Source organism: Neobacillus terrae (assembly GCF_011393025.1).
In the GTDB taxonomy this organism is placed as follows: Bacteria; Bacillota; Bacilli; order Bacillales; family Cytobacillaceae; genus Neobacillus_A; species Neobacillus_A terrae.
In genome coordinates this window covers 293,886-316,669 of the sequence record NZ_JAAOEO010000002.1, presented here as the reverse complement: position 1 = coordinate 316,669, position 22,784 = coordinate 293,886, and the positions used below count along the sequence as shown (strand labels likewise).

Annotated in this window: 23 protein-coding genes; all 23 read right to left on the bottom strand. The window is 40.4% G+C overall.

Annotation, left to right across the window (positions count from 1 at the left end; translation table 11 throughout):
- Window positions 1-17 precede the first annotated feature (17 nt).
- On the bottom strand, window positions 18-1,619 hold the full coding sequence (gene fliF, locus G8761_RS04045; protein WP_166023907.1) for a flagellar basal-body MS-ring/collar protein FliF: 1,602 nt from the start codon (window positions 1,617-1,619) through the stop codon (window positions 18-20).
- A gap of 77 nt (window positions 1,620-1,696) precedes the next feature.
- Complete coding sequence (fliE, locus tag G8761_RS04040; RefSeq protein ID WP_166023905.1) at window positions 1,697-2,008, bottom strand: flagellar hook-basal body complex protein FliE; 312 nt, start codon at window positions 2,006-2,008, stop codon at window positions 1,697-1,699.
- Between the two features lie 13 nt (window positions 2,009-2,021).
- Window positions 2,022-2,480 carry a flagellar basal body rod protein FlgC gene (gene flgC, locus G8761_RS04035; protein WP_166023903.1) on the bottom strand — a complete coding sequence of 153 codons (459 nt, stop codon included), beginning with the start codon at window positions 2,478-2,480 and terminating at the stop codon, window positions 2,022-2,024.
- Window positions 2,481-2,482: 2 nt separating this feature from the next.
- A complete protein-coding gene (gene flgB, locus G8761_RS04030; protein ID WP_166023901.1) occupies window positions 2,483-2,875 on the bottom strand; it encodes a flagellar basal body rod protein FlgB in 393 nt (130 codons plus the stop codon).
- 455 nt (window positions 2,876-3,330) lie between these two features.
- On the bottom strand, window positions 3,331-4,110 hold the full coding sequence (codY, locus tag G8761_RS04025; RefSeq protein WP_166023899.1) for a GTP-sensing pleiotropic transcriptional regulator CodY: 780 nt from the start codon (window positions 4,108-4,110) through the stop codon (window positions 3,331-3,333).
- Window positions 4,111-4,307: 197 nt separating this feature from the next.
- Entirely contained in the window at window positions 4,308-5,711 is a 1,404-nt protein-coding gene (gene hslU, locus G8761_RS04020) for an HslU--HslV peptidase ATPase subunit (protein WP_166023897.1), read from the bottom strand.
- A gap of 21 nt (window positions 5,712-5,732) precedes the next feature.
- A complete protein-coding gene (gene hslV, locus G8761_RS04015; RefSeq protein WP_166023895.1) occupies window positions 5,733-6,275 on the bottom strand; it encodes an ATP-dependent protease subunit HslV in 543 nt (180 codons plus the stop codon).
- 91 nt (window positions 6,276-6,366) lie between these two features.
- Window positions 6,367-7,266: a tyrosine recombinase XerC gene (gene xerC, locus G8761_RS04010; protein ID WP_166023893.1), complete on the bottom strand. Its 900-nt coding sequence runs from the start codon at window positions 7,264-7,266 to the stop codon at window positions 6,367-6,369.
- 63 nt (window positions 7,267-7,329) lie between these two features.
- Entirely contained in the window at window positions 7,330-8,637 is a 1,308-nt protein-coding gene (trmFO, locus tag G8761_RS04005) for an FADH(2)-oxidizing methylenetetrahydrofolate--tRNA-(uracil(54)-C(5))-methyltransferase TrmFO (protein WP_166023890.1), read from the bottom strand.
- A 497-nt stretch (window positions 8,638-9,134) separates the two neighbouring features.
- A complete protein-coding gene (gene topA, locus G8761_RS04000; protein ID WP_166023888.1) occupies window positions 9,135-11,210 on the bottom strand; it encodes a type I DNA topoisomerase in 2,076 nt (691 codons plus the stop codon).
- Window positions 11,211-11,710: 500 nt separating this feature from the next.
- Window positions 11,711-12,586, bottom strand: coding sequence for a DNA-processing protein DprA (dprA, locus tag G8761_RS03995; RefSeq protein ID WP_166023886.1), 876 nt, complete (start codon window positions 12,584-12,586; stop codon window positions 11,711-11,713).
- A gap of 79 nt (window positions 12,587-12,665) precedes the next feature.
- The gene (sucD, locus tag G8761_RS03990; protein ID WP_166023884.1) at window positions 12,666-13,568 is read right to left on the bottom strand and encodes a succinate--CoA ligase subunit alpha; all 903 of its coding nucleotides are present in this window, start codon (window positions 13,566-13,568) and stop codon (window positions 12,666-12,668) included.
- Window positions 13,569-13,771: 203 nt separating this feature from the next.
- A complete protein-coding gene (sucC, locus tag G8761_RS03985) occupies window positions 13,772-14,932 on the bottom strand; it encodes an ADP-forming succinate--CoA ligase subunit beta (RefSeq protein ID WP_166023882.1) in 1,161 nt (386 codons plus the stop codon).
- Between the two features lie 794 nt (window positions 14,933-15,726).
- The gene (locus G8761_RS03980) at window positions 15,727-16,014 is read right to left on the bottom strand and encodes an EscU/YscU/HrcU family type III secretion system export apparatus switch protein (RefSeq protein ID WP_166023880.1); all 288 of its coding nucleotides are present in this window, start codon (window positions 16,012-16,014) and stop codon (window positions 15,727-15,729) included.
- On the bottom strand, window positions 16,011-17,735 hold the full coding sequence (locus G8761_RS03975) for a hypothetical protein (protein WP_166023878.1): 1,725 nt from the start codon (window positions 17,733-17,735) through the stop codon (window positions 16,011-16,013). Before G8761_RS03975 ends, G8761_RS03980 begins: the two co-directional genes overlap by 4 nt.
- Before the next feature lie 17 nt (window positions 17,736-17,752).
- Entirely contained in the window at window positions 17,753-18,523 is a 771-nt protein-coding gene (locus tag G8761_RS03970; RefSeq protein ID WP_166023876.1) for a ribonuclease HII, read from the bottom strand.
- Window positions 18,524-18,648: 125 nt separating this feature from the next.
- Window positions 18,649-19,530 (bottom strand): ribosome biogenesis GTPase YlqF, encoded by an 882-nt coding sequence (gene ylqF, locus G8761_RS03965; RefSeq protein ID WP_166023874.1) that lies wholly within the window; start codon window positions 19,528-19,530, stop codon window positions 18,649-18,651.
- A gap of 18 nt (window positions 19,531-19,548) precedes the next feature.
- The gene (lepB, locus tag G8761_RS03960) at window positions 19,549-20,106 is read right to left on the bottom strand and encodes a signal peptidase I (protein WP_166023872.1); all 558 of its coding nucleotides are present in this window, start codon (window positions 20,104-20,106) and stop codon (window positions 19,549-19,551) included.
- A gap of 191 nt (window positions 20,107-20,297) precedes the next feature.
- A complete protein-coding gene (gene rplS / locus G8761_RS03955; protein ID WP_166023870.1) occupies window positions 20,298-20,645 on the bottom strand; it encodes a 50S ribosomal protein L19 in 348 nt (115 codons plus the stop codon).
- A gap of 134 nt (window positions 20,646-20,779) precedes the next feature.
- Window positions 20,780-21,520 (bottom strand): tRNA (guanosine(37)-N1)-methyltransferase TrmD, encoded by a 741-nt coding sequence (trmD, locus tag G8761_RS03950; protein WP_166023868.1) that lies wholly within the window; start codon window positions 21,518-21,520, stop codon window positions 20,780-20,782.
- Window positions 21,517-22,035: a ribosome maturation factor RimM gene (rimM, locus tag G8761_RS03945; protein ID WP_166023866.1), complete on the bottom strand. Its 519-nt coding sequence runs from the start codon at window positions 22,033-22,035 to the stop codon at window positions 21,517-21,519. The genes trmD and rimM overlap by 4 nt, the downstream gene beginning before the upstream one ends.
- An 11-nt stretch (window positions 22,036-22,046) precedes the next feature.
- Window positions 22,047-22,433 carry a YlqD family protein gene (locus G8761_RS03940; protein ID WP_166023864.1) on the bottom strand — a complete coding sequence of 129 codons (387 nt, stop codon included), beginning with the start codon at window positions 22,431-22,433 and terminating at the stop codon, window positions 22,047-22,049.
- 110 nt (window positions 22,434-22,543) lie between these two features.
- A complete protein-coding gene (locus G8761_RS03935; RefSeq protein WP_027323363.1) occupies window positions 22,544-22,777 on the bottom strand; it encodes a KH domain-containing protein in 234 nt (77 codons plus the stop codon).
- Between the last annotated feature and the right edge of the window lie 7 nt (window positions 22,778-22,784).

The following is a 22,784-nucleotide window of genomic DNA, read 5'->3' as shown; positions in this document are numbered from 1 at the left end:
TTCAACACCTCATTTCTCTAGTCTTCTGCAATCCAGGTTCTTAGCAGCTTTGCAAATTCTTCTGGTTTTTCTTTCGCCATCTTTTCTAGCTGCTTTCTTCTTACTGTTGCCTCTGTATCATGTTCGTTGTTCACATCTGGAATATAAACTGGTTCAGGCTCTGTATATGGAAGCATTTCTTCCTCCTCCTGACGTTTTTTCCGTGAGCGCAGGAATAATATCAGCAGCAAGACGATGATGAGAAGCAGTACACCGCCAGCGGCGTATACCCACCAAGGAATCGTTTGCTGAGCTTCTTCGCTAAATTTAATCTTGCCATTGAAGGGCTGAACCGAAACAAGGATTTTATTTTGAATAGCTGCATCCGTTAAATCAGTGCCTTCTTTTTTATCAATGGAGGTACGTACAATACTACCCAGCATTTTTGAAATGTCGTCAACTCTAGCCTGTGGAAGAGAATTAGGATCGTTTGGTTTTGGCGGCTCAACCATTACCTGGATTCCAAGATCCCTGATTTTATAAGGGCTTTCGGAAATCTGCTTTTTAATCCTGTTTACTTCATAATTTACTTTGTCATCGACTTTTTCATAATCACCGTCACCATTAGTGCTTCCCTGTGCGTATGTGGAGCCCTGTGTATCAGCTGGGTTTTCAGCTGCAGGTGTTCCTCCGACTGCATTGGCACCTTTTCCAGTATAAGTTTCAGTGATTTTTTGGGCGCTGATAGCAATTCCCTTCATATTTTCTTTATCAACAGGTTCAACCAGGTTTTCTTCTCTGTTTTCCTGGGTAAAGTCCATATCAGCAGTTACTGATACAACTACTTTGTCCTGGCCCATTAAAGTTCCCAGCATGCTTTGAACCTGTCGTTGAATGTCACGTTCTACCTGCTTCTTAATTTCAGCCTGTGCTGTGAATGAACTTCCAGGATTAGAATTATTTTCTTTATTTAAGTCAAAATACTCAAAGTATTGATTCATAATGACGATATTATCTGTAGGAAGATTAGGAACGCTCTTTGAAACCAGCTGGTAAAGAGACCTAATCTGTTCGTCCCTGAACTGATATCCTGGTTTCGTGTTCAAAACGATTGATGCAGATGCAGCCTCTTTATCATCACTGACAAAAATACCTTTTTCCGGAAGGTTGATCATCACCTTCGCATCCTGCACACCCTCAATTCCTTTAATCAAATTTGCAAGCTCAGTTTGCATGGCATCAAGCTTGATCACACTGAATTCCTTATCCGTTGTACCCAGGCCGGCATTCTGGCTAAAAAAAGAGTAATCTATACTGCCTGACTTCGGTAATCCCTCAGCTGCCAGCTGAACTTTAAGAGTATCAGCTGATTTCTCAGGAACCATTATGGTTGTCCCGCTATCCGCAATTTGCGAGGTTATACCTTTTTGATCCAGGCTTTGTTTAATTGTCCCTGTTTCGGAAGGCGAAAGATTGCTGTAAAGAGGAACCATGGTAGTTCTCGTAGCAAAGTAAGACGCAACCGCAATAACTAAAATCAGGAATAAAAACGCCCCAATTGTTAGCGTTTTTTGCCTCTTGGATCTGCTCGTCCAATAATTTTTCAATTTTTCGATATATATTTTTATTGAATCGTTCATTTTAATCCCCCGGTTATTAGGTCTGGAATATCTGGCAGTCAATAACCGCTTTCTTTTTTCTTTTTATCTCTAGCCTTTTACACTTGCATTCTCATAGTTTCCTGGTAAGCTTCAATAACTTTATTCCTAATCTCGAGTGCAGCCTGCATTGTGATACTAGCCTTTTGTCCAGCGATCATTACTTGATGCAGGTCCACGTTTTCTCCCCTTGCCAGCTTATCTGTTAAAATATCCGACTGCAGCTGAGTTTCATTTACTTTATTAATAGATTCTTTTAATACGGACGCAAAACTTTTTTGAGGCTCGAATGATGTACTGGATGGGTTTTGTATTTGGTTTGTGCCCGCTGTAAAAACTTGCTTTACAGAAGGAAAAGTAACATTATTCATTTAAAGTTCTCCCTTATTTTCCTAATTCCAAAGCTTTCATCATCATACTTTTAGAAGCATTAAATACAGTTACATTCGCTTCATAAGAGCGAGTGGCACTAATTAAATCAACCATTTCACGAAGAGGGTCTACATTTGGCAGCTGTACATAGCCATCTGCATTAGCATCCGGATGTTCCGGATCGTAAACAAGCTTAAAAGGCGTTTTTGTATCTTCCTCAATTTTGGAAACCTTTACTCCACCTGCTCCAGAAGCACTCCCACTACTCATAGCCGAATTCAGAAAAGAAGAAAAATTTGTTCCCTCTGGCTGAAATTCTACAGTCTTTCTTCGATAGGGCTCCCATTTGCCATTTACATATTTCCCCCGGGTAGAGTCTGCATTTGCCATATTGGAGGAAATAACGTCCATTCTAAGCCGTTGAGCGGTTAAAGCGGAAGCTGTATTATTCATGCTTTGAAAAATAGACATTTTTATTTCCCTCCTCTAATCACATTTTGCAATGTTGAAAATTTCCCGTTTAACCTTTCAATTAACGCATTGTAATAAATCTGGTTTGTCGCTAGATCCGACATTTCTTTATCCATATCTACACTATTGCCGTTTGAATTGTATTGAACATTTTTTTTAGTAATTATCTCCCCACTATTAGAGGAACTATCCGAGAAGTCAAAATGGCGGCTGTCGGTCCGGTAAGTTTTAAAGCTATTATCAAGTTCGTTATTTAAAATAGATTTAAAGCTAACGTCCTCTGCCTTGTAATTAGGTGTATCCACATTTGCAATATTTTTGGATATTACCTTTTGTTTTAAAGATGAATAATTAAGTGCACGTTCTATTGTGGACATATTGGAAAACAAGTCCAATTATAACACCTCTTACTATGTAAAATTATGGAGCAATATGGAGTATTTAATCGATTTATAAGAATCTCTTATTAATTGTAATGATTCTGAAATACTCTGTCTATAACTATTCGGATTAAAAGTATCGTACAAATGGCTCATTTTGTCGTTTTTGCCTTTAAATTGTCAACCGTTTCCCTTGTTCTTCCATTATATTTGTAAAATTTGACAATTTACTGGCCAGACCACATTTTTTGTCGAATTACATCCCTTCACAATATTAATATATTTCTTTTGTTACGAATTGGGCCAAAAGACCCATTTTAGAATTTTCCCAATCCATAGTTACTTGCTTTTTCACAATAACAAAAAGCCTCTATCTAGAAACCTAAGTTCCAGATAGAGGCTTTTGTTCATATATAGCATTTCTTCAAATAGCCATACGTCGCTAAACGGTGCTTTCGCTTTTCTTATAATCAGCTAGTTCTTAGTTTGTCTAGTTCAACAAGGAATTTGTCATTTAATACCTTGATATAAGTACCTTTCATTCCTAAGGAACGGGATTCGATTACGCCTGCGCTTTCTAGCTTTCTTAGAGCGTTAACGATAACTGAGCGGGTAATTCCAACACGATCAGCAATTTTAGATGCTACTAAGAGACCTTCATGTCCATCAAGTTCTTCAAAGATATGTTCAATTGCTTCGAGTTCACTGTAAGAAAGAGAACTAATTGCCATTTGCACAACTGCTTTGCTTCTTGCTTCAACTTCAATTTCTTCCGCTTTTTCACGTAAGATCTCCATACCAACTACTGTAGCACCATATTCGCCAAGAATAAGGTCGTCATCATGGAACTTTTCTTGAAGACGCGCAAGAATTAGAGTGCCTAATCTTTCTCCGCCGCCAATAATCGGAACAATAGTTGTCAGGCCGTCTTGAAACAATTCCTTATTTTCAATTGGAAATGCTGTATATTGGCTCTCGATATCAAGGTTTGAAGAAGTCTCCTGAATATGGAAAAGGCTGTTTGTATACTCTTCTGGGAATTGACGGTCCTCAAGCATTTTTTTCATTCGCTCATTTTCGATTTGCTGGTTTATGGCAAAGCCCAATAGCTTACCGCGACGGCTTACTACAAATACATTCGATTCAATAACCTCACTAAGAGTTTCAGACATTTCTTTGAAGTTTACTGGTTTGCCAGCTGCCTTTTGCAGCAATGCATTAATCTTTCTAGTTTTTGTTAATAAATCCATTAATTCTTCCTCCTAAAAACTGTAAACATTATAATTGTTTTTATATTTATTAAATACGGTCTTTCTTTAGAAAACCGACCATCATTTTTACTTTACACTTATGTTCGATTTCCTTTTTTTTCACCAAAATGCCACTTTTACCTGGCCACGGATTCTTTTCACTAATACCCTCTCAAGATGGCTATAAACCGCCAATTTTAAAGGATAAATTGACTCAAATCCTTATTTCGGGAAATGTTTCCTAGCTTTTCTTCTACATATTGCGGAGTGATTGATACTTTATCCATACTAATATCAGGTGCTTCAAAAGAAAGATCTTCCAGTAGCTTCTCCATGATAGTATGAAGACGTCTTGCACCAATATTATCTGTATTCTGGTTCACTTCGAATGCCACTTCAGCGATCTTACGAATAGCATCGTCAGAAAATTCAATTTGTATACCTTCTGTTTCCAATAATGCTTGATATTGTTTAATCATAGCATTATCAGGCTCAACCAAAATCCTGAAGAAGTCATCGACTGTTAATTTAGTAAGTTCCACCCGGATCGGGAAACGTCCTTGCAGTTCCGGTATAAGGTCTGATGGTTTAGCCATATGAAAGGCACCCGCAGCTATAAAGAGAACATGATCTGTTTTAACTGAACCATATTTTGTAACCACTGTGGACCCTTCTACAACAGGCAGGATATCTCGCTGTACTCCTTCACGCGATACATCAGCAGACGAACCACCGGAGTTTTTGCTGGCAATTTTATCAATTTCATCAATAAAGATAATACCTGCCTGCTCGGCGCGGAAAACAGCTTCCTGTGTTACTTCATCCATATCAATCAGCTTTTGAGCCTCTTCATTGGTTAAAACTTTCCGAGCTTCTCTGACTGTCAGTTTTCTTTTTTTATGCTTTTTAGGCATTAAGTTTCCTAATACATCCTGCATATTCATTCCCATTTGTTCCATGCCGGAACCCTGGAGCATATCAAACATTGAGGGTGCCTGCTCTTCTACGTCAACAGTAACAAGTTCGTCCTCCAGCTGCCCAAGTGCCAGTTTTTCTTTTACTGCTTTTTGTTTTTCATAATCGGCAAAGTCCTCTTGCTTTGATGTTTCCTGCTCAGCCTGCTGGCCTCCGCCAAAAAGCATTTCAAGAGGATTTTTGTAATTAGCAGTTTTCTTAGCTGTTGGAACGAGAAGCTCAACTAGGCGCCGGTTAGCGTTTTCTTCTGCTCTTTCCTTAACGCTTAACATTTTCTCCTCTTTTACAAGCCTTACAGATGTTTCAACGAGGTCACGAACCATGGATTCAACATCTCTGCCTACATAGCCGACTTCTGTAAATTTGGTTGCTTCAATCTTAATAAAAGGAGCCCCTACCAATTTAGCCATTCTTCTTGCTATTTCGGTTTTTCCTACACCTGTTGGCCCAATCATCAGGATATTCTTCGGGATGATTTCGTCTCTCAATTTTTCATTTAACAATCCACGGCGGTAACGATTTCTCAAGGCGACAGCTACTGCTTTTTTTGCATCCTTTTGCCCGATTATATATTGATCAAGCCTCTCAACAATCTGGCGGGGAGTCAAATTAGATGTTTTTACCATAAAAATATTTCTCCTTCCCGATTAGAGCTCTTCTACAATAATATTGGTGTTGGTGTATACGCATATTTCCGCAGCTACCTCAAGTGAAGCCTTTGCAATTTCTTTTGCAGTCATATGTTCCCCTGCATAACGTTTTAAAGAACGTCCAGCTGATAATGCATAATTGCCGCCTGATCCAATGGCCAATATTCCATCGTCTGGCTCGATTACTTCACCTGTTCCTGAAACCAGCAGCAAATTTTCCCGATCCATAACAATCAGCATTGCCTCAAGTTTGCGAAGCACTTTGTCACTTCTCCACTCTTTAGCCAGTTCTACTGATGCTCTCTGCAAGTTGCCATTATACTCCAGTAATTTACCTTCGAACATCTCAAATAAAGTAAAGGCATCTGCCACAGACCCAGCAAATCCAGCTAACACTCTTCCATTAAATATCTTTCTTACTTTTCTTGCTGTGTGTTTCATCACTACTGCATTCCCAAAAGTAACCTGGCCGTCACCAGACATTGCACATTCACCATTGTGATGTACGGCAAATATAGTGGTTGCGTGAAATTCTGACATATGAAATTATTCCCCTTTCAGGAAGTGTATACTCCGACGCTCTTTGCCGGAAGAACCGTCTATACTCTAATAAATCTCCCCGGTACTCTTTTTAAGCCCTGGGATGATGGGACATATAGGTTTTTCTCAAATGTTCATTTGTCACATGGGTATAAATTTGGGTTGATGAAAGGAATGCATGACCAAGCAATTCCTGAACGCTTCTTAAATCGGCCCCATTATTCAGCAAATGCGTCGCAAAGGTATGCCGAAGCATATGAGGATGTATTTTCCCATTTAATGCTGAATGATCAATAATTGAATTCAATATCTTCCTGATGCCTCTATCAGTAAGAGGACCTCCTCTATGGTTAAGGAACAGTGTATCATTAGCCTCTTTGCCATTTAAGAGCTTTCGTCTTCCATCGTTTATGTATCGTTCGAGGGAGTCTTCTGCAAAGCTGCCAAAGGGAACATATCTTTCCTTATTTCCCTTTCCATGAACAAGTACTGTTGATAGATAAAAATCCAAATCCCGCAAGCGAATCTGGCAGCATTCACTCACACGAATACCTGTAGCGTATAATAGCTCGAGAAGGGCTTTGTTCCTTTGGCCTAAGGGTGTCTCTGCTTCACAGCTTTGAAAAAGCAGCTGAAGTTCATCTTCATAGAAAAACTCAGGAAGTCTTTTCTCAGCTTTTGGGATATTCACAAGTTTAAAAGGATTTTCATCCGTTTCCTTTTCCCTTACCATAAACTTATAAAAACTCCGCAGACTCGAAATTTTTCGGGCAACGGTTTTCCTTGCAAGCTTTCGCTCGTAAAGTACGGTTAGATAGAGACGTGCATCAGAATATTGGACATTATTAAAGTTAGTAATAGCTTGTTCAGACATGAACATAATAAAATTACTAATGTCGTGCTGATAATGTTCAATTGTATATTGTGAGTAATTTTTTTCAATTTGTAAATATTCGAGAAATAACTTTAAAGAAACGTTCACATTTATCAAGCCTTTCTCAGCTCACAAGGGCTAATAAAGCTTAACACACTTTTTTAGCCCTTGCAATAAATTTTACAAAACTTTCACAAAGTTCTGAATTGTTTCTAATGCTCTGTTTGCATGCTGTAAATTCCGCTCTTGCTTACCTTTTATTTTAACTGGAAGCTCAGGAAATAGCCCAAAGTTGGCGTTCATAGGCTGAAAGTTCTTAGGATTAGCATTAGTAATATATCTAGCCATGCTGCCAATTGCTGTCTCATGCGGGAATTCAAGTGTTTCTTCTCCTTTTACCAAACGAGCTGCATTAATTCCGGCTATTAATCCGCTTGCTGCTGATTCTACATATCCTTCAACGCCTGTCATCTGTCCAGCGAAAAATAAATCTTCCCGGTTTCGGAATTGGTAAGTTGCCTTGAGCACCTTTGGCGAAGCAATAAATGTATTTCGATGCATAACTCCGTAACGGATGATCTCTGCATTTTCAAGGCCAGGGATCAGCTGAATAACCTCTTTTTGAGCTCCCCACTTTAAGTGTGTCTGAAAACCAACAATATTAAACAGTGTGCCCGCTGCGTCATCCTGGCGAAGCTGAATAACAGCAAAAGGGCGTTTTCCTGTACGCGGATCCTCTAGGCCCACTGGCTTTAATGGCCCAAAGAGCATCGTTTTCTTTCCTCTTGAAGCCATCACTTCAATTGGCATACATCCTTCAAAATATATTTCTTTCTCAAATTCTTTTACGGGAACAGTTTCTGCACTAATAAGCGCTTCATAGAAACGGTTAAATTCTTCTTCTGTCATTGGACAATTTAGATAGGCCGCTTCCCCTTTATCATACCGGGATTTTAAATAGACTTTGTCCATATCGATGCTTTCTTTTTCAAGAATTGGAGCTGCCGCATCATAAAAGTATAAATAATCCTCACCGGTTAGCTGCTTTAACTTTTCTGAAAGTGCCGGGCTTGTTAAAGGACCTGTTGCAATTACAGTCGGACCTTCGGGGATCTCAGTAACTTCTTCATTCATTACTGTCACATTTTCATGATTTTTCACCATTTCAGTTACTCTTGCGGCGAATTCGTGGCGGTCTACCGCAAGTGCACCGCCAGCTGGTACTGAACAAGCATCCGCAGATGAAATAATAACCGAATCAAGCTGTCTCATTTCTTCCTTTAAAACTCCTACTGCATTTGTAAGAGTATTAGCTCTAAGAGAGTTACTGCAAACAAGCTCCGCAAACTTATCAGTATGGTGGGCTGGAGTTTGTTTTACTGGGCGCATCTCATAAAGTCTAACCTTAATTCCCCTTTTTGCTATTTGCCACGCTGCTTCACTGCCCGCAAGTCCCGCACCAATTACATTAACTACCTGTTCATTCATTTCTTTTCCTCCTGGTATCGCCTAATGGATTTATGTAAAATCAACTCATAAATTTTATTGCCAATAGTATTTATTCCTCATTTTCATCCATTCTGCATTTTACAATACGTTTATAAAAGAAAAAAGTTTCATGCCTACAAGATAAGCTGAGGCGCCTTGTTTGGGGCGACAAGCATAAGACAGGCCGGAGAGAAGGTTGTTCTTTAACCTTCACGACGGAATGGCTTATGACCTCGAGCCCCTAGGCGCTGAAGCTAGACAACAAGAAAAGCTGAGGCGCCTTGTTTAGGGGCGACAAGCATAAGACAGGCCGGAGAGAAGGTTGTTCTTTAACCTTCACGACGGAATGGCTTATGACCTCGAGCCCCTAGGCGCTGAAGCTAGACAACAAGAAAAGCTGAGGCGCCTTGTTTAGGGGCAACTGCCTATCATTTAATGGATGGCTAAGTTCCCCACATTACAAGAAACATGAAAAGAGTGAGCTTTGAGCTCACCCCTTAACTTTGCTGCTCTTCTTTGTAATCACATTCCGTACATTGGACCTGGACGCCTTTTTTCAATTTCTTTTCAACAAGGAGTCCTTCACATTTAGGACAGCTTCTTGGAAGCGGTTTGTCCCAGGAAAGAAAATCACATTCAGGGAAACGGTCACAGCCGTAAAAGATACGCTTTTTCTTGCTCTTTCTTTCAATAATATGCCCCTCTTTACATTTTGGGCAAGTCACACCAATCTCTTTTACAATCGCCTTTGTATTCCGGCAATCCGGGAAATTGCTGCAGGCCATGAACTTACCAAAACGGCCCATTTTAAATACCATCGGGCTACCGCATTGTTCGCAGTCTTCTCCAGCAGGTTCATCCTTTATTTCGACTTCCTGCATTTCTTTTTCGGCCACTCTAAGGTGTTTTTCAAAATCCTGATAGAAATGGTCGATAATTTTTACCCATTCCACTTTACCCGCTTCAACATCATCAAGATCCTGTTCCATCTTGGCAGTAAACTCGACATCAAGAATATCAGGGAAAAACTCAAGAGTCAATTCATGAACAATTTCACCAAGCTCTGTTGGAATAAAGCGTTTATTATCAAGGGCAACATAACCCCTTTTTTGAATAGTATCCAGCGTTGGTGCATAAGTGGATGGACGGCCAATTCCCAGTTCTTCAAGCGTTTTAACCAGCCTTGCTTCTGTATAGCGTGGAGGCGGCTGAGTGAAGTGCTGTTTTGAATCAAGATCCTTGTTAATCACTTCATCCCCTTCATTTAATTCAGGAAGCATTTTATCGCTTTCTTCAACTTGATCATCCGAACCTTCCACGTATAGCTTGGTAAAACCAGGGAATTTAATTTTTGATCCATTAGCACGGAAAATTACTGAACCGTTTTGTAAATCAACGCTCATCGTATCGATCACCGCAGGTGCCATCTGGCTTGCAAGAAAACGCTCCCAGATTAATTTGTATAATCGAAGCTGATCCCTTGAAAGAAATTCTTTTAAACTATTCGGATCTCGGAAGGTGCTGGTTGGCCGTATCGCTTCATGAGCATCCTGCGCATTTGTTTGCTTCTTTTCCTTACGCTGTTCTTCTTTTAAGTATGATTCGCCATATACACTCTTAATGTAGCCCGCAGCTTCATTTTGTGCAATCTCGGATAGCCTTGTGGAATCGGTACGCATATAAGTTATTAAACCAACTGTTCCTTCTTTCCCAAGATCGATACCCTCATATAATTGCTGAGCAAGCATCATCGTCTTCCTTGCACGGAAGTTCAGCTTCCTTGCTGCTTCCTGCTGTAGAGATGAGGTTATAAACGGTGGAGAAGGGTTTTTTTTACGTTCCTTCTTCGATACAGAGATCACTTTAAATTGGTTACCGTCGATTTTTGACAAAGCATCCTTTACATCCTGTTCTGAGGAAAGTGCGGTTTTTTTCCCGCTTATCCCATAGAATGAAGCTTCAAACGGTTCTTTTCCCTTAATAAAGCTTCCCTTGATGGTCCAGTACTCTTCAGGTTCAAAGTCCTTTATTTCTTTTTCCCGATCAATTATAAGCCTTACAGCAACAGACTGCACACGTCCTGCACTCAGTCCCTTTTTTACTTTTTTCCATAAAAGCGGACTGATATTGTATCCTACAAGGCGGTCAAGAATTCTTCGTGCCTGCTGTGCATCTACCAGATCCATATTAATCGGGCGTGGATGTTTAAAGGACTCCTTAATAGCGTCTTTGGTAATTTCGTTAAAAACAACCCGGCAATCAGAAGTAATATCAACATCAAGGCTATGGGCCAGATGCCATGCGATTGCTTCCCCTTCGCGGTCGGGGTCAGCTGCGAGATAGATTTTTTTAGCTTTCTTTGCCGCTGTTTTTAATTCTTTTAAAACTGGGCCTTTTCCCCGGATCGTAATATATTTAGGTTCGTATTCATTCTCTGTGTCGACACCCATTTGGCTTCTTGGTAAATCCCGGACGTGGCCCATGGATGCTTTTACTTTATATTTTTTTCCAAGATACCGTTCGATCGTTTTCGCCTTTGCAGGTGATTCCACGATCACTAGAAAATCTGTCATCCAATCAATCTCCTTATAAGGGATCTATCGTTTAGTATGTCCCTAGCCGTATTCCCGGCTTCTTTTTATTCATTTTTCTCAATTCAGCAATTAGCCTGTATATAAGGAAAAATGAAGCATTGTTATATGAAAACCTGCTGTCCAGTTCTTTGTGAAGTAATATCAGTTAAATAACCATAATCTAATTTCAATGGAAATATTCATATTATTAATGAAAGTAATTGTTTCTGTCAAATCTTCCTTCCTGTCAGGGGAAGAGATAAGCACAAAATCATTTCAGATATCTGTTGCAAAATGTATAACAGTTTGGAGATAATTTCAACCTTTTTCTATTAAAGTCGCTTAAATTTAATAAATAATCTATAAAAATTAGCACTTTTAAGCCCATTTAGATTTGTTACCTCTGAATTTTTAAAATGTTAAATATACCTTTTAATCTCCGTTGCAGGCACTCCAATCGCAATGTGCCAAATCAAAATAGGCTATCAACATATCCTTTATTAAAAAATGATTTCCTCTAGGATATCTTCTGCTGATGCTACCAGTTTGGCCCCCTGCTGAATAAGGTCATTGGTACCGCAGGAAAAAGGGTTAAAGATACTCCCAGGGAGAGAAAAGACATCTCTTCCTTCATTAACGGCATAGTTTGCGGTGATAAGAGAACCACTTTTGCGTTTTGCTTCTATTATTAATGTTCCTTTCGACATCCCGCTTATAATCCTATTTCGCGCAGGAAAATGCCAGCGCATGGGTTTGGTATCAGGCGGATATTCAGAAACAATCAGCTGGTTCTTCATCATATCTAATGCTAGATTCATATTTTCACGTGGATAAATATGATAAAATCCCCCGGCAATTACAGCAATTGTTTTCCCGTCATTTTGTATGGTGCATTCATGGGCAAGAGTATCAATTCCTTTTGCCAAACCGCTTACAATTAAAACATTTCTCTTGATCAGACCCGGAAACATTAAGCGTATAGCATTTTTACCATATTGTGTCGCCTGGCGTGAACCTACAACCGCTAGCTTCGGTTCTAAGGTTAGAAGGGACAAATCCCCTTTGGCAAATAAAGCCCATGGCGGCTGAAATATTTCTCTTAACATTGGGGGATATTCTTTATCAAAGACAGTTATGATGTGGATTTGGTTGGTTTTATATTGGCGGATTTGTTCATGTAAGATTTCAGAGGAAAAAGATTTTTGGAGCTGCTGGCTGATGGAGTGGTTTGTCGACTGGGAAGAATAATATTCCTGAGGCAGATCATATTTAACAGTTAAAAGCTTCGGATCCTTTTTCAATAATCGATCAACTGAATTCCAAGTAGTGCCGGGCCAATGTAGCAAATGGATAAGACGCCTTTTAAATTCCTCCATTTTCATCCTCCTTAATATACTAAAACAGGCAATAGCCCTCCTAAAAAAGAGGGCTAAGCCTGTTTACTTAAGCTTGTTTTTAGTGAGTTTTACACTTTTCGTAAAGACCTTGCTCCTTTAGAACTTCAATCAGCGTTTCACCCATTACGGAAGGAGTGTCAGCTACTTTAATTCCGCATTCGTTCATGACACGGATCTTTTCATCTGCTGTTCCTTTACCACCGGAAATAATGGCGCCTGCGTGGCCCATACGTTTTCCAGGAGGTGCAGTACGTCCGCCGATGAAGCCTACAACTGGTTTAGTCATATTGGCTTTTACCCATTGTGCCGCTTCCTCTTCTGCAGTTCCTCCGATTTCACCAATCATGATAACCGCATAAGTTTCAGGGTCTTCATTGAAGGCCTTTAGAACATCGATAAAGTTTGTTCCGTTAACAGGGTCTCCACCGATACCAACCGCTGTAGTCTGGCCGATTCCAGCCTGTGTAAGCTGGTGTACAGCCTCGTAAGTCAAAGTTCCAGATCGGGAAACTACGCCAACATGTCCTTTTGTATGGATATAGCCAGGCATGATTCCAATTTTGCACTCATCGGCAGTAATAACGCCAGGACAGTTAGGTCCTACAAGACGAGTTTTCTTACCTTCCATATAGCGTTTTACTTTAACCATATCCAAAACTGGAATATGTTCAGTAATACAGATTGCAAGATCCAAATCAGCATCAACAGCTTCAATAATAGCATCTGCAGCAAATGGAGCAGGAACATAGATAACTGAAGCATTTGCACCTGTTGCATCCACTGCATCTTTAACTGTGTTGAAAACTGGAATGCCTTCTACTTCAGTTCCTGCTTTACCAGGGGAAGTTCCTCCTACAACCTGGGTGCCGTACTCAAGCATTTGTTTTGTATGAAAACGGGCTGTTCCGCCAGTGATACCTTGAACAATAACCTTTGTATCTTTATTTATAAAAACGCTCACGTTAATTCCCCTTTCTAATTTTCCAGCTTCAGCGCCCAGCGCTTATTGTCCATCCTTTTTGTGCTCCTACTCCAAAGCTTATTCGATGCACCATATGTTCAGCTCGTCGCAAAGCAGCAGGATGGCTATTCCAGGCAGAAATAATCACGAAGCCCCTCAAGTAGTTGCTTCGCTGAATGGGCGCTAAAACTTTTCTAATGATCCTACTTCACTAATGTAACGATTTTTTGTGCACCGTCAGCCATGGATTCAGCAGCAATAATGTTAAGTCCAGACTCAGAAAGGATTTTCTTACCCAAGTCAACATTTGTACCTTCCAAACGAACCACAAGAGGAATATCAAGTCCGACTTGTTTAGCTGCTTCAACTACACCATCAGCAATAACATCACACTTCATGATTCCGCCGAAGATATTGACAAAAATACCTTTTACATTTGGATCAGAAAGGATAATTTTAAATGCTTCAGTAACCTTTTCAGCTGTTGCGCCGCCCCCAACATCCAGGAAGTTGGCGGGATCTCCGCCGTAATGCTTAACGATGTCCATAGTAGCCATTGCTAGGCCGGCTCCGTTAACCATACAGCCGATATTTCCATCCAAAGCAATATAGCTTAGGTCATATTTGGAAGCTTCGATTTCTTTTGGATCTTCCTCTTCAAGATCGCGGTACTCAAGTACGTCTTTTTGACGGTAAAGAGCATTGGAATCAAAGTTTAACTTTGCATCCAGTGCCATTACTTTTCCATCTCCTGTTACTACAAGAGGGTTAATCTCAGCAATGGAACAGTCCTTTTCGATATAAGCTGCGTAAAGGCCCATCATGAACTTTACAGCCTGGTTGACTAATTCCTTAGGGATATTGATATTAAACGCAATACGGCGTGCCTGGAAAGGCTGAAGACCGATTACAGGGTCAATCTCTTCTTTAAAGATTTTCTCTGGAGTATTAGCGGCCACTTCTTCAATTTCAGTTCCGCCTTCCTCAGAAGCCATTAGAACGACACGTGAAGTTGCACGGTCTAATACTAGGCCAACATAATATTCTTTTTTAATATCGCAGCCTTCTTCGATCAGCAGGCGCTTTACTTCTTTGCCTTCAGGTCCTGTCTGGTGTGTTACAAGGGTTTTTCCTAAAATTTCATTTGCATATGTACGTACTTCGTCAAGGTTTTTCGCTACCTTAACACCGCCGGCTTTTCCCCGACCGCCAGCATGGATTTGAGCCTTAACTACACATACTTGCGTACCCAGCTCCTTTGCAGCTTCCACTGCTTCTTCTACCGTGAATGCCACTTTGCCGTTTGGAACAGAAACCCCATATTTTCTGAGGATTTCTTTCCCTTGATACTCATGGATATTCATTTCCCATCCTCCTATAAAGATAAGCAATTGCATCCTGCTAAACTTTAAAAATAGCAAACAGGAGCAGTGCGCCTATCCATTTTTAATTACACTATTTATCAAATAAAAATAGACTGCGCTTTCATTTTATATAATGATAAATGCCTTGTCTACCTTTATGCCTAAAATATTAAACTTCCCTTAAGATTCTGATATTAGTAGGTGCAGGCCCAGCATGGACTGGACCGTAAATTTATTATTTTTTTGGAAAAATATTATTTTTGTAAAACAATTTAAACTCGATTGTTCATATCTCCAAAAATACCCGCCCTTCCAGGATGAACAACCGAACCTCCTTGTTCGTACCTCACTGTAGGGTCCCGTCTGGCTCTTTGTTCCACAGGACATTGAACTAGCATCCTCGAATAAACACCATGCGAAGGAAATGCGCATATGTGCCGAGGAGATTTACTGAATACAGTTCGAGTTTAAATCAACATTGTAATTTAAAAGGTAGGCTCTTTTCGTAAACTTTGTTGTATATAAAAGCAAAAATAGACTCGCTTTCCGCGGGCAATCCGCGAGCCTCCTCGGTCGCTAACGACCTGCGGGGTCTCGCCTGGCTTGCTTTTCCCGCAGGACATTGAATTTGCATCATGGAATCCGCCCACGCACGAAGGAAATGGGAATACATTTTCGAGGAGTCTCGCCTATTTTTGTTCACAGTTTCTTCAACTTGCAACAATCTCTTAGAAAAGAGCCAAAAGGTAAAACTTTACACTCTCTTATCCATAAAAATAAAAGCAGGAAGGACCTTACTGCCCTTTTCCTGCTTCTTTGTCTGTTTTATAAATAAACGCGAAAACCTCTGCTACAGCCTGGTACAATTCTTCCGGTATACTCTCGTTTATATTAAGTTTGCTTAATAAATCAATTAAACTCGGATCTTCCTGAATGGGAACCTGGTTTTCCCTGGCTCTGTCGATAATATTTTCTGCTATTATACCTTTGCCTTTCGCCAAAACACCGGGGGCATCTTCCGCGTTTTGGTTATATCCCAAGGCTACCGCTTCTTTCCTTCTTGTTTCCCTTTTATTTTTCATATACGGAAATCCACCCCTCCGTAAGATTCGCTTTTATAACTGGATAGAATACCTTTTTGCTTTTCCTTCACCTGTTCATCTCCGTAATCAAATGAAATAGCCGACAGGTGGTATTCCATCACCTTTAATTTATTTTTGAGCGGTTTGATAAACGGCGCGGCAGCTTCTTTAATTGCTTTATTTTCCGATGAAACCGCTATTCTCATAACCCGGTTTTGTACCTGCATATCAATAGTTGTATTCCCAAGCTTCTCCAAATCCAGATAAAACAAGACCCTGCAGTAATTAGGATCAATTTTGCCGTCATCCTGTTTTCTGCCGCTCCATTGAATGGTAAGATCTGTGGTTCTATTCCAAAATTGGATGGGAATCTGGGTTAAATACTGGACCATAGGACTGTTATCACTTGATAACAGCTGCATGCCAGTTATTCTCTGGAGAAGGTGCTGAGCAGCTTCATCCTGCCCTGTGCCCTTATGATCGTTTAAGTATTGGATCAGTAATGGTTTAAGGGCGTCGCTTTCCATTTTGGGCTCCTGCCTGCTGCCTAGCGACGCTAAATCCTTCTCATATCCATAACCCAAAAGGGCCAAAAGCTGCTTTAAATGATGAGCTGCTTCTTTCCCTTTGCCCCAATCCGGCACATTGTTCTTCAATAGAAGTTCCGCTAATCCTTGTTCAAGTTCTTCGTTTCCGTTTTCTGAGATCTGCTGAATAAGATCGGCCAATTTCCTTTCAGCTCCGGAAACTGTATTGCTATCTGCACCAAGCATTTTTAGCACCTGCACGGTACGGTTATGTATAACTTCTTTATTACTTTCACTACTATCATCGTCTGTTCCAAGCAGTGAATTTAAAAGGTTTTTTATTTCTCCAGGCAATGTCTTAGGGTCTAATAATTCTGCTGTTTCCCCACTTTCAAATTTCCCCAAAAGAAGATGATTATCCAATAATGACATTTTATTTAGGGGGATTTTATCAGGGACAAATCCTGTCTCCTGCAACACCTGAAGTGAGGCGGAATCCAATTTACCGGAATTTAGCCATTCTCGCATCAGTATAGGCAGTCCATCCCTCGCTTTTTCGACTGTTGAAGGAGAAATAAAGCTTTTTAAGACCTTTTCCAGCTGCTCTGCGGAGTCTTTTCCTGCTGATGAGTCAAGAGAAGCAAGGGTTTCGCTTATGAGGAGATGAAGCGGCTTTTCCTCCTTCAGCATATGCAGAGACGATAAAATCTCTCCAGAGGCCGGGATATTCTTAAGGGCCGCCATTTTAATTGTTTCCAATCCATTACTGCCGTCATCTAAATTTTTAAGCCATTCGGATGCAGCTGCCACAAATTCCTTTGTTACAGGGATTTGTTCTTTTACCATGTAACCAATTATCTCAAGATTTTCCTTTGATGCCGGCAGTCCAAGCTGTATTAGCACACCCTCAAGCGATTTTGCATCTCCACTGCCTATGCCGTTTCCTTCATAGAGGACTTTAAGGTTTAACTTCCCTTCTCCAGTCTGAACCTGAAACCAGTATTTTTCACCTGCAGAAAGCGGAATTTCCAGCTTAGCTATCCATTTTTGGTTTCCAATTTGCACTTCTGCAGTTTGGTTGGGAAAAAGCCTATTAATTTTCCCAAATACAATCTGTCCGGGTTGCAAAGACGCCTTCCCTTGTAAATTCACGCTCTTTTGAATGGTAGTATGAAAAATACGGGATAAATCCACTGAACTCACTCCTAGTTTTACTGGAAAAAATCTTTTATAGGGGCGAAGCTTTTTCGGTGATACGGGGTAATGCCATACGCCTCAATAGCGGCAATATGTTCCCTTGTTCCATAGCCCATATTTTGTTCAAAACCATACTCGGGGTACTTTTGGGCCAAATCCTGCATAAAGCGGTCTCTGGCTGTTTTGGCTACTATGGAGGCAGCTGCGATTGAAATACTTTTTGCATCCCCCTTAATAATGGATTCGGATGAAAAAGGCGTCTCAATTTTCATTGCATCAATTAACAAAAAGTCAGGGCAGGGCTGCAAGGTTGCCGCTGCTGACATCATCGCTTTTTTAGTAGCTTCATAAATATTGATTTGATCGATTTCCTCCGTGTGAATCATCATTACACTAACAGCCACTGCTTCACGGCGGATAATCACATCGTATTCCTCCCTTTTCCTAGAGGAGAGTTTTTTCGAATCATCAATACCGGGCAAATAAAAATCTTCTGGTAAAATAACCGCTGCTGCACAAACTGGACCCGCAAGCGGCCCGCGTCCAGCTTCATCCATCCCCGCAATTAGTTTGAATCCCTGTTTGCGGTATTTCCTCTCAAAGGAATTCATTTCATAAAATTTTTCTTCAAGAAGTTTTTTTCGTTTCAGATCCTTTTTCCATTTATCCAGAAGTTTTTGGACTCCCTTACGTTCATCCGCTTCTAATTTTAGAATAAATGGGTCCTTTTCACTCTTAAGTTCAGCCAATATTCTTTCAACCTGGGCTATTGATTTTACTTCCAACTCTTTCACCTGCTGTTTGTTTTTCTATAGTATGTATCGGATTATTTCCTAGATAAGTTTAACACTTTGAAACCCTTGATTGGTCCTGGAAAAAAATGAAAGCCCCCCATAAGGGGAGCTATTTTCTATTCTTTTGAGTTTTCTTCTTCATTTTTGATAAAGTCCGACGGTCTTTCAAATGATAGAGGTCCAAATTTTTCTGATCTAATCTCTCTTATGACAAGCTCCGCTGTTTTATCATAGTCAACCAGGCCGCCGCCCATTAAGCTTCCTCTAAGTTTGCCAATGTGATCAAAAAGTTCTACTGGATCCTCTGGAACAGTTTCAAATTGGTAGCGTTCCTTTAATCTCTCTGGATAATGTTCTTCAAGGAACCTAAGGGCATATAGGGTAAGGTCCTGCAAATTCAATAATGCATCCTTGATAGCCCCTGTAACCGCCAGCTTTCGGCCAATTTCCTGATCCTCAAATTTCGGCCACAGAATTCCCGGTGTATCCAGCAATTCCAGTTCCTTACCTACTTTAATCCATTGCTGGGCCTTCGTTACACCTGGCATGTTCCCTGTTCTCGCAATGTTCTTTTTTGCAAGTCTGTTAATAAGTGTAGATTTGCCTGAATTTGGAATTCCGACAATCATAGCCCTGATTGCTCTGGGATTAACCCCTTTAGCTTTTAGCTTATCAAATTTTTCCTTTAAGATATCATGGGAGGCCTGGACAATATCCCTCATCCCAACGCCTGCCTGAGCATTGATGGCAATAGCTCTGATTCCTTTTTCAGAAAAGAACGAGATCCACTCTTTTGTAATTTCTCTGTCAGCCATATCCGCTTTATTCAATAAAACCAGCCTTGGCTTTCGCTGGATTATTTCATCAATCATTGGATTTCTCGATGAATAGGGAATCCTAGCATCCACTAGTTCAAAGACAATATCGACTAGCTTAAGTTTTTCCGTGACCTCTCTGCGAGCCTTGGCCATATGGCCCGGAAACCATTGGATCGTCAAAGCGCCACCTCCTAAAATCTATTTCACTTTTTCAATTCGTGCATCTGATAAAGGCCAGTAAATGACGCTGGTTTTACCAAGCACTTTGCTCATCGGAACCGTTCCAATATGCCTGCTGTCCTTACTAAATCGGCGATTATCTCCCATTACAAATAATTCACCTTCAGGTACTGTATCGCGGCCGATCTTTTCTTTCAAAGTAAAAGGGTCTGTAAGAGGACCGTCAACAACCTTTTTCTTATATTCATCCAAATAAGGCTCTTTATAAGCTTTCCCATTTACATATAAAGTATCATTCTTGTACTCAATCTTGTCCCCAGGAAGGCCAATGACCCTCTTTATGTAATCTTTATGTTCAGGAGCATGGAAAACGATGATATCAAAACGTTTCGGCTCTCCAACTTTATAGCTTAATTTATTAACGATCATTCTGTCCTGGTCATGCAATGTAGGCATCATGGAAAGCCCATCTACCACAATCGGAGCGAATAAAAAGTACCTGATTACTGCCGCAAGCACAACCGCAATTACTAGAGCTTTCGTCCATTCCCAAACTTCATTTTTCTTTTTAGTCATTCGTGTTTCCCACCATTCCAGTAAAAAAATATTTTCTTCACTTTATTTTACATAACTGAAGCATATTAAACACGGGGAGACGTATTTTTTAATTAAACTTTAATAAATCATTCACAAAAAGTCTTCAAAGATACGAAAAAAGAGCCTGCAGAGCAAGCTCTTTTTCCTCAAAGCATAAAATGCTTTTGTTATTATCGGCGGATTTCTTTAATACGAGCTTTTTTACCACGAAGGTTACGCAAGTAGTAAAGTTTCGCACGGCGTACTTTACCATGGCGAATAACTTCAAGCTTAGCGATTTTTGGTGTGTGTACAGGGAATGTACGCTCAACGCCAACACCGTAAGAAACCTTACGAACTGTGAAAGTTTCGCTGATTCCACCACCACGACGCTTGATCACAACACCTTCAAACAACTGAATACGCTCACGAGTACCCTCGATAACTTTTACGTGAACACGTACAGTATCACCAGGACGGAAAGCAGGAAGATCAGTGCGAAGCTGTTCTTTTGTGATTTCTTGGATTAATTGTTGCATCGTTTTCAACTCCTCCCAACAGACGCTCTTGCACTTCTAGCCTTTGCAGCGGAACATCGTTTTAAGACCCATATCTGACTAGCAGCATAAGTCACAAGATGTATCTTACCATAAACAGAATGGCCATGCAATAACTACTCGTAATCTTTTTTGATTTCTTCCAGCCATTTAGTCTGCTCAGGTGTTAATACCATTTTTTCAAAAAGGTCAGGACGCCTTAGCAGGGTTCTGCGGAGAGACTCTTTAACGCGCCATTCTTCTATTAATTTATGGTTTCCAGATAATAGAACGTCCGGAACCTTCATTCCGCGGAAATCAGCGGGACGGGTATAATGCGGATGTTCAAGCATTCCAGTACTGAAAGAATCTTTCATGTGAGATTCTTCATTTCCCAACACTTTGGGCAGGAGGCGCACCACACTGTCTATGACCACCATTGCCCCAAGCTCTCCTCCGGTTAATACATAATCACCGATAGAAATTTCATCAGTAATTAGGTGTTCCCGAATTCTTTCATCATAGCCCTCATAATGGCCGCAAACAAATAAAAGATGATCTTCTTTTGCCAGTTCTTCCGCTTTTTGCTGGTTAAATCGTTCCCCCTGGGGACACATAAGGATAATTCGTGTTCCAGATTCACTGGAGGCCTCAGTCAAAGAAGCAACAGCGTCAAAGATGGGCTGCGGTTTTAAAACCATCCCTGCACCGCCGCCATATGGATAATCATCCACTGTATTGTGCTTGTTATCGGCATAGTCACGAAAATTAACCACATTATATTCAACCGCGTTCTTTTCTTCCGCTTTTTTGAGAATCGAATGTCCAAATACCCCGCCAAACATCTCGGGAAAAAGTGTCAGGACGTCAATTTTCATGACAAAAGCCCTTCTAAGGGTTCGACTGTAATTTGTTTTTCTTTAACGTCTACCTTGAGAACGACATCCTCAATATATGGAATAAGAATTTCTTTTCCGCCTTTGCCTTTAATTACCCAAACATCGTTTGCTCCAGGTGTAAGGATTTCAGCAACCTTCCCTAATTCTTCACCGGAAACAGTTGTAACGGTACAGCCGATAATTTCATGAAAATAATACTCATTCTCCTCAAGCTCACCCAGCTGTGAATCAGGAACCTTTAGGATTCCTTCTCTAAATTTTTCTACGAGCCCAATGTTTTCATAGCCCTCAAAGGTTAAAAGGTCAAAATTCTTATGTGGGCGGTGGCTTTTGACGGTCAGCTCGATTGGAGCTGAGGATTTAGGCATAAACAGATAAAGCGTATTTCCCAATTTGTAACGTTTTTCAGGAAAGTCTGTTTTTGAAATTACCCTTACTTCGCCTCTAATTCCATGAGTATTAACGATTTTTCCTACATTAAACCATTTTTCCATTATTTTCACCTCTAGCGTATATCTTCAACAATGCCATCCCTAATTATAATGGTCTTCCCTGACTCAATTGTATCCCAGGCATCCCCAATATTTACTTCGACAAGGGCTTGTACTTCCTTTTCTTTCAATTCACTTTCTAAAGGTAGCATATGTAATTGGCTGATTTGAAACTCAAGAAGCCTTTCTTTTTCTTGTCTGAGATTCATTTCCTTTTCAAAATGTTTTTTTATGCTCTCCGGTTGAAACTTTTTCGATTTTTCGAGTTTCTTCCATTCAAAACGGAGCTGCTCAATCTCTTTTTTTAGCTGCAGTATACGGGAATGATATTGCTCAAGCAAGTTTTGCCGGCTTTTTTCTGTCAGGATTTGTTTCACGACAACGGTCTGCAGTATTTTCATTCCCACTCCTCCAGAATTTTTTTATACGGATTTTCTATATAAAAGATTAGCAAAAAGAGAGGGTGTTAGCCCTCCCTTTTTCAGAAGCGGCAACCATCTGCCTCTCCTTCTTATTCGCCAATCTCTAAAAAGATCTTTTTCTGTTGTGATGAACCAGCTGCTGCATAGACTACTGTACGAATCGCCTTTGCAACGCGCCCCTGCTTTCCAATTACCTTACCCATGTCACTCTTGTTGACAGAAAGCTGATAGGTTACGCGTTGATCCTCTTCCGTGACATTCACACGGACATCCTCCGGAAAATCAACAAGGGGCTTAACAATCGTTTCAATTAACTGCTTCATTTCAGCA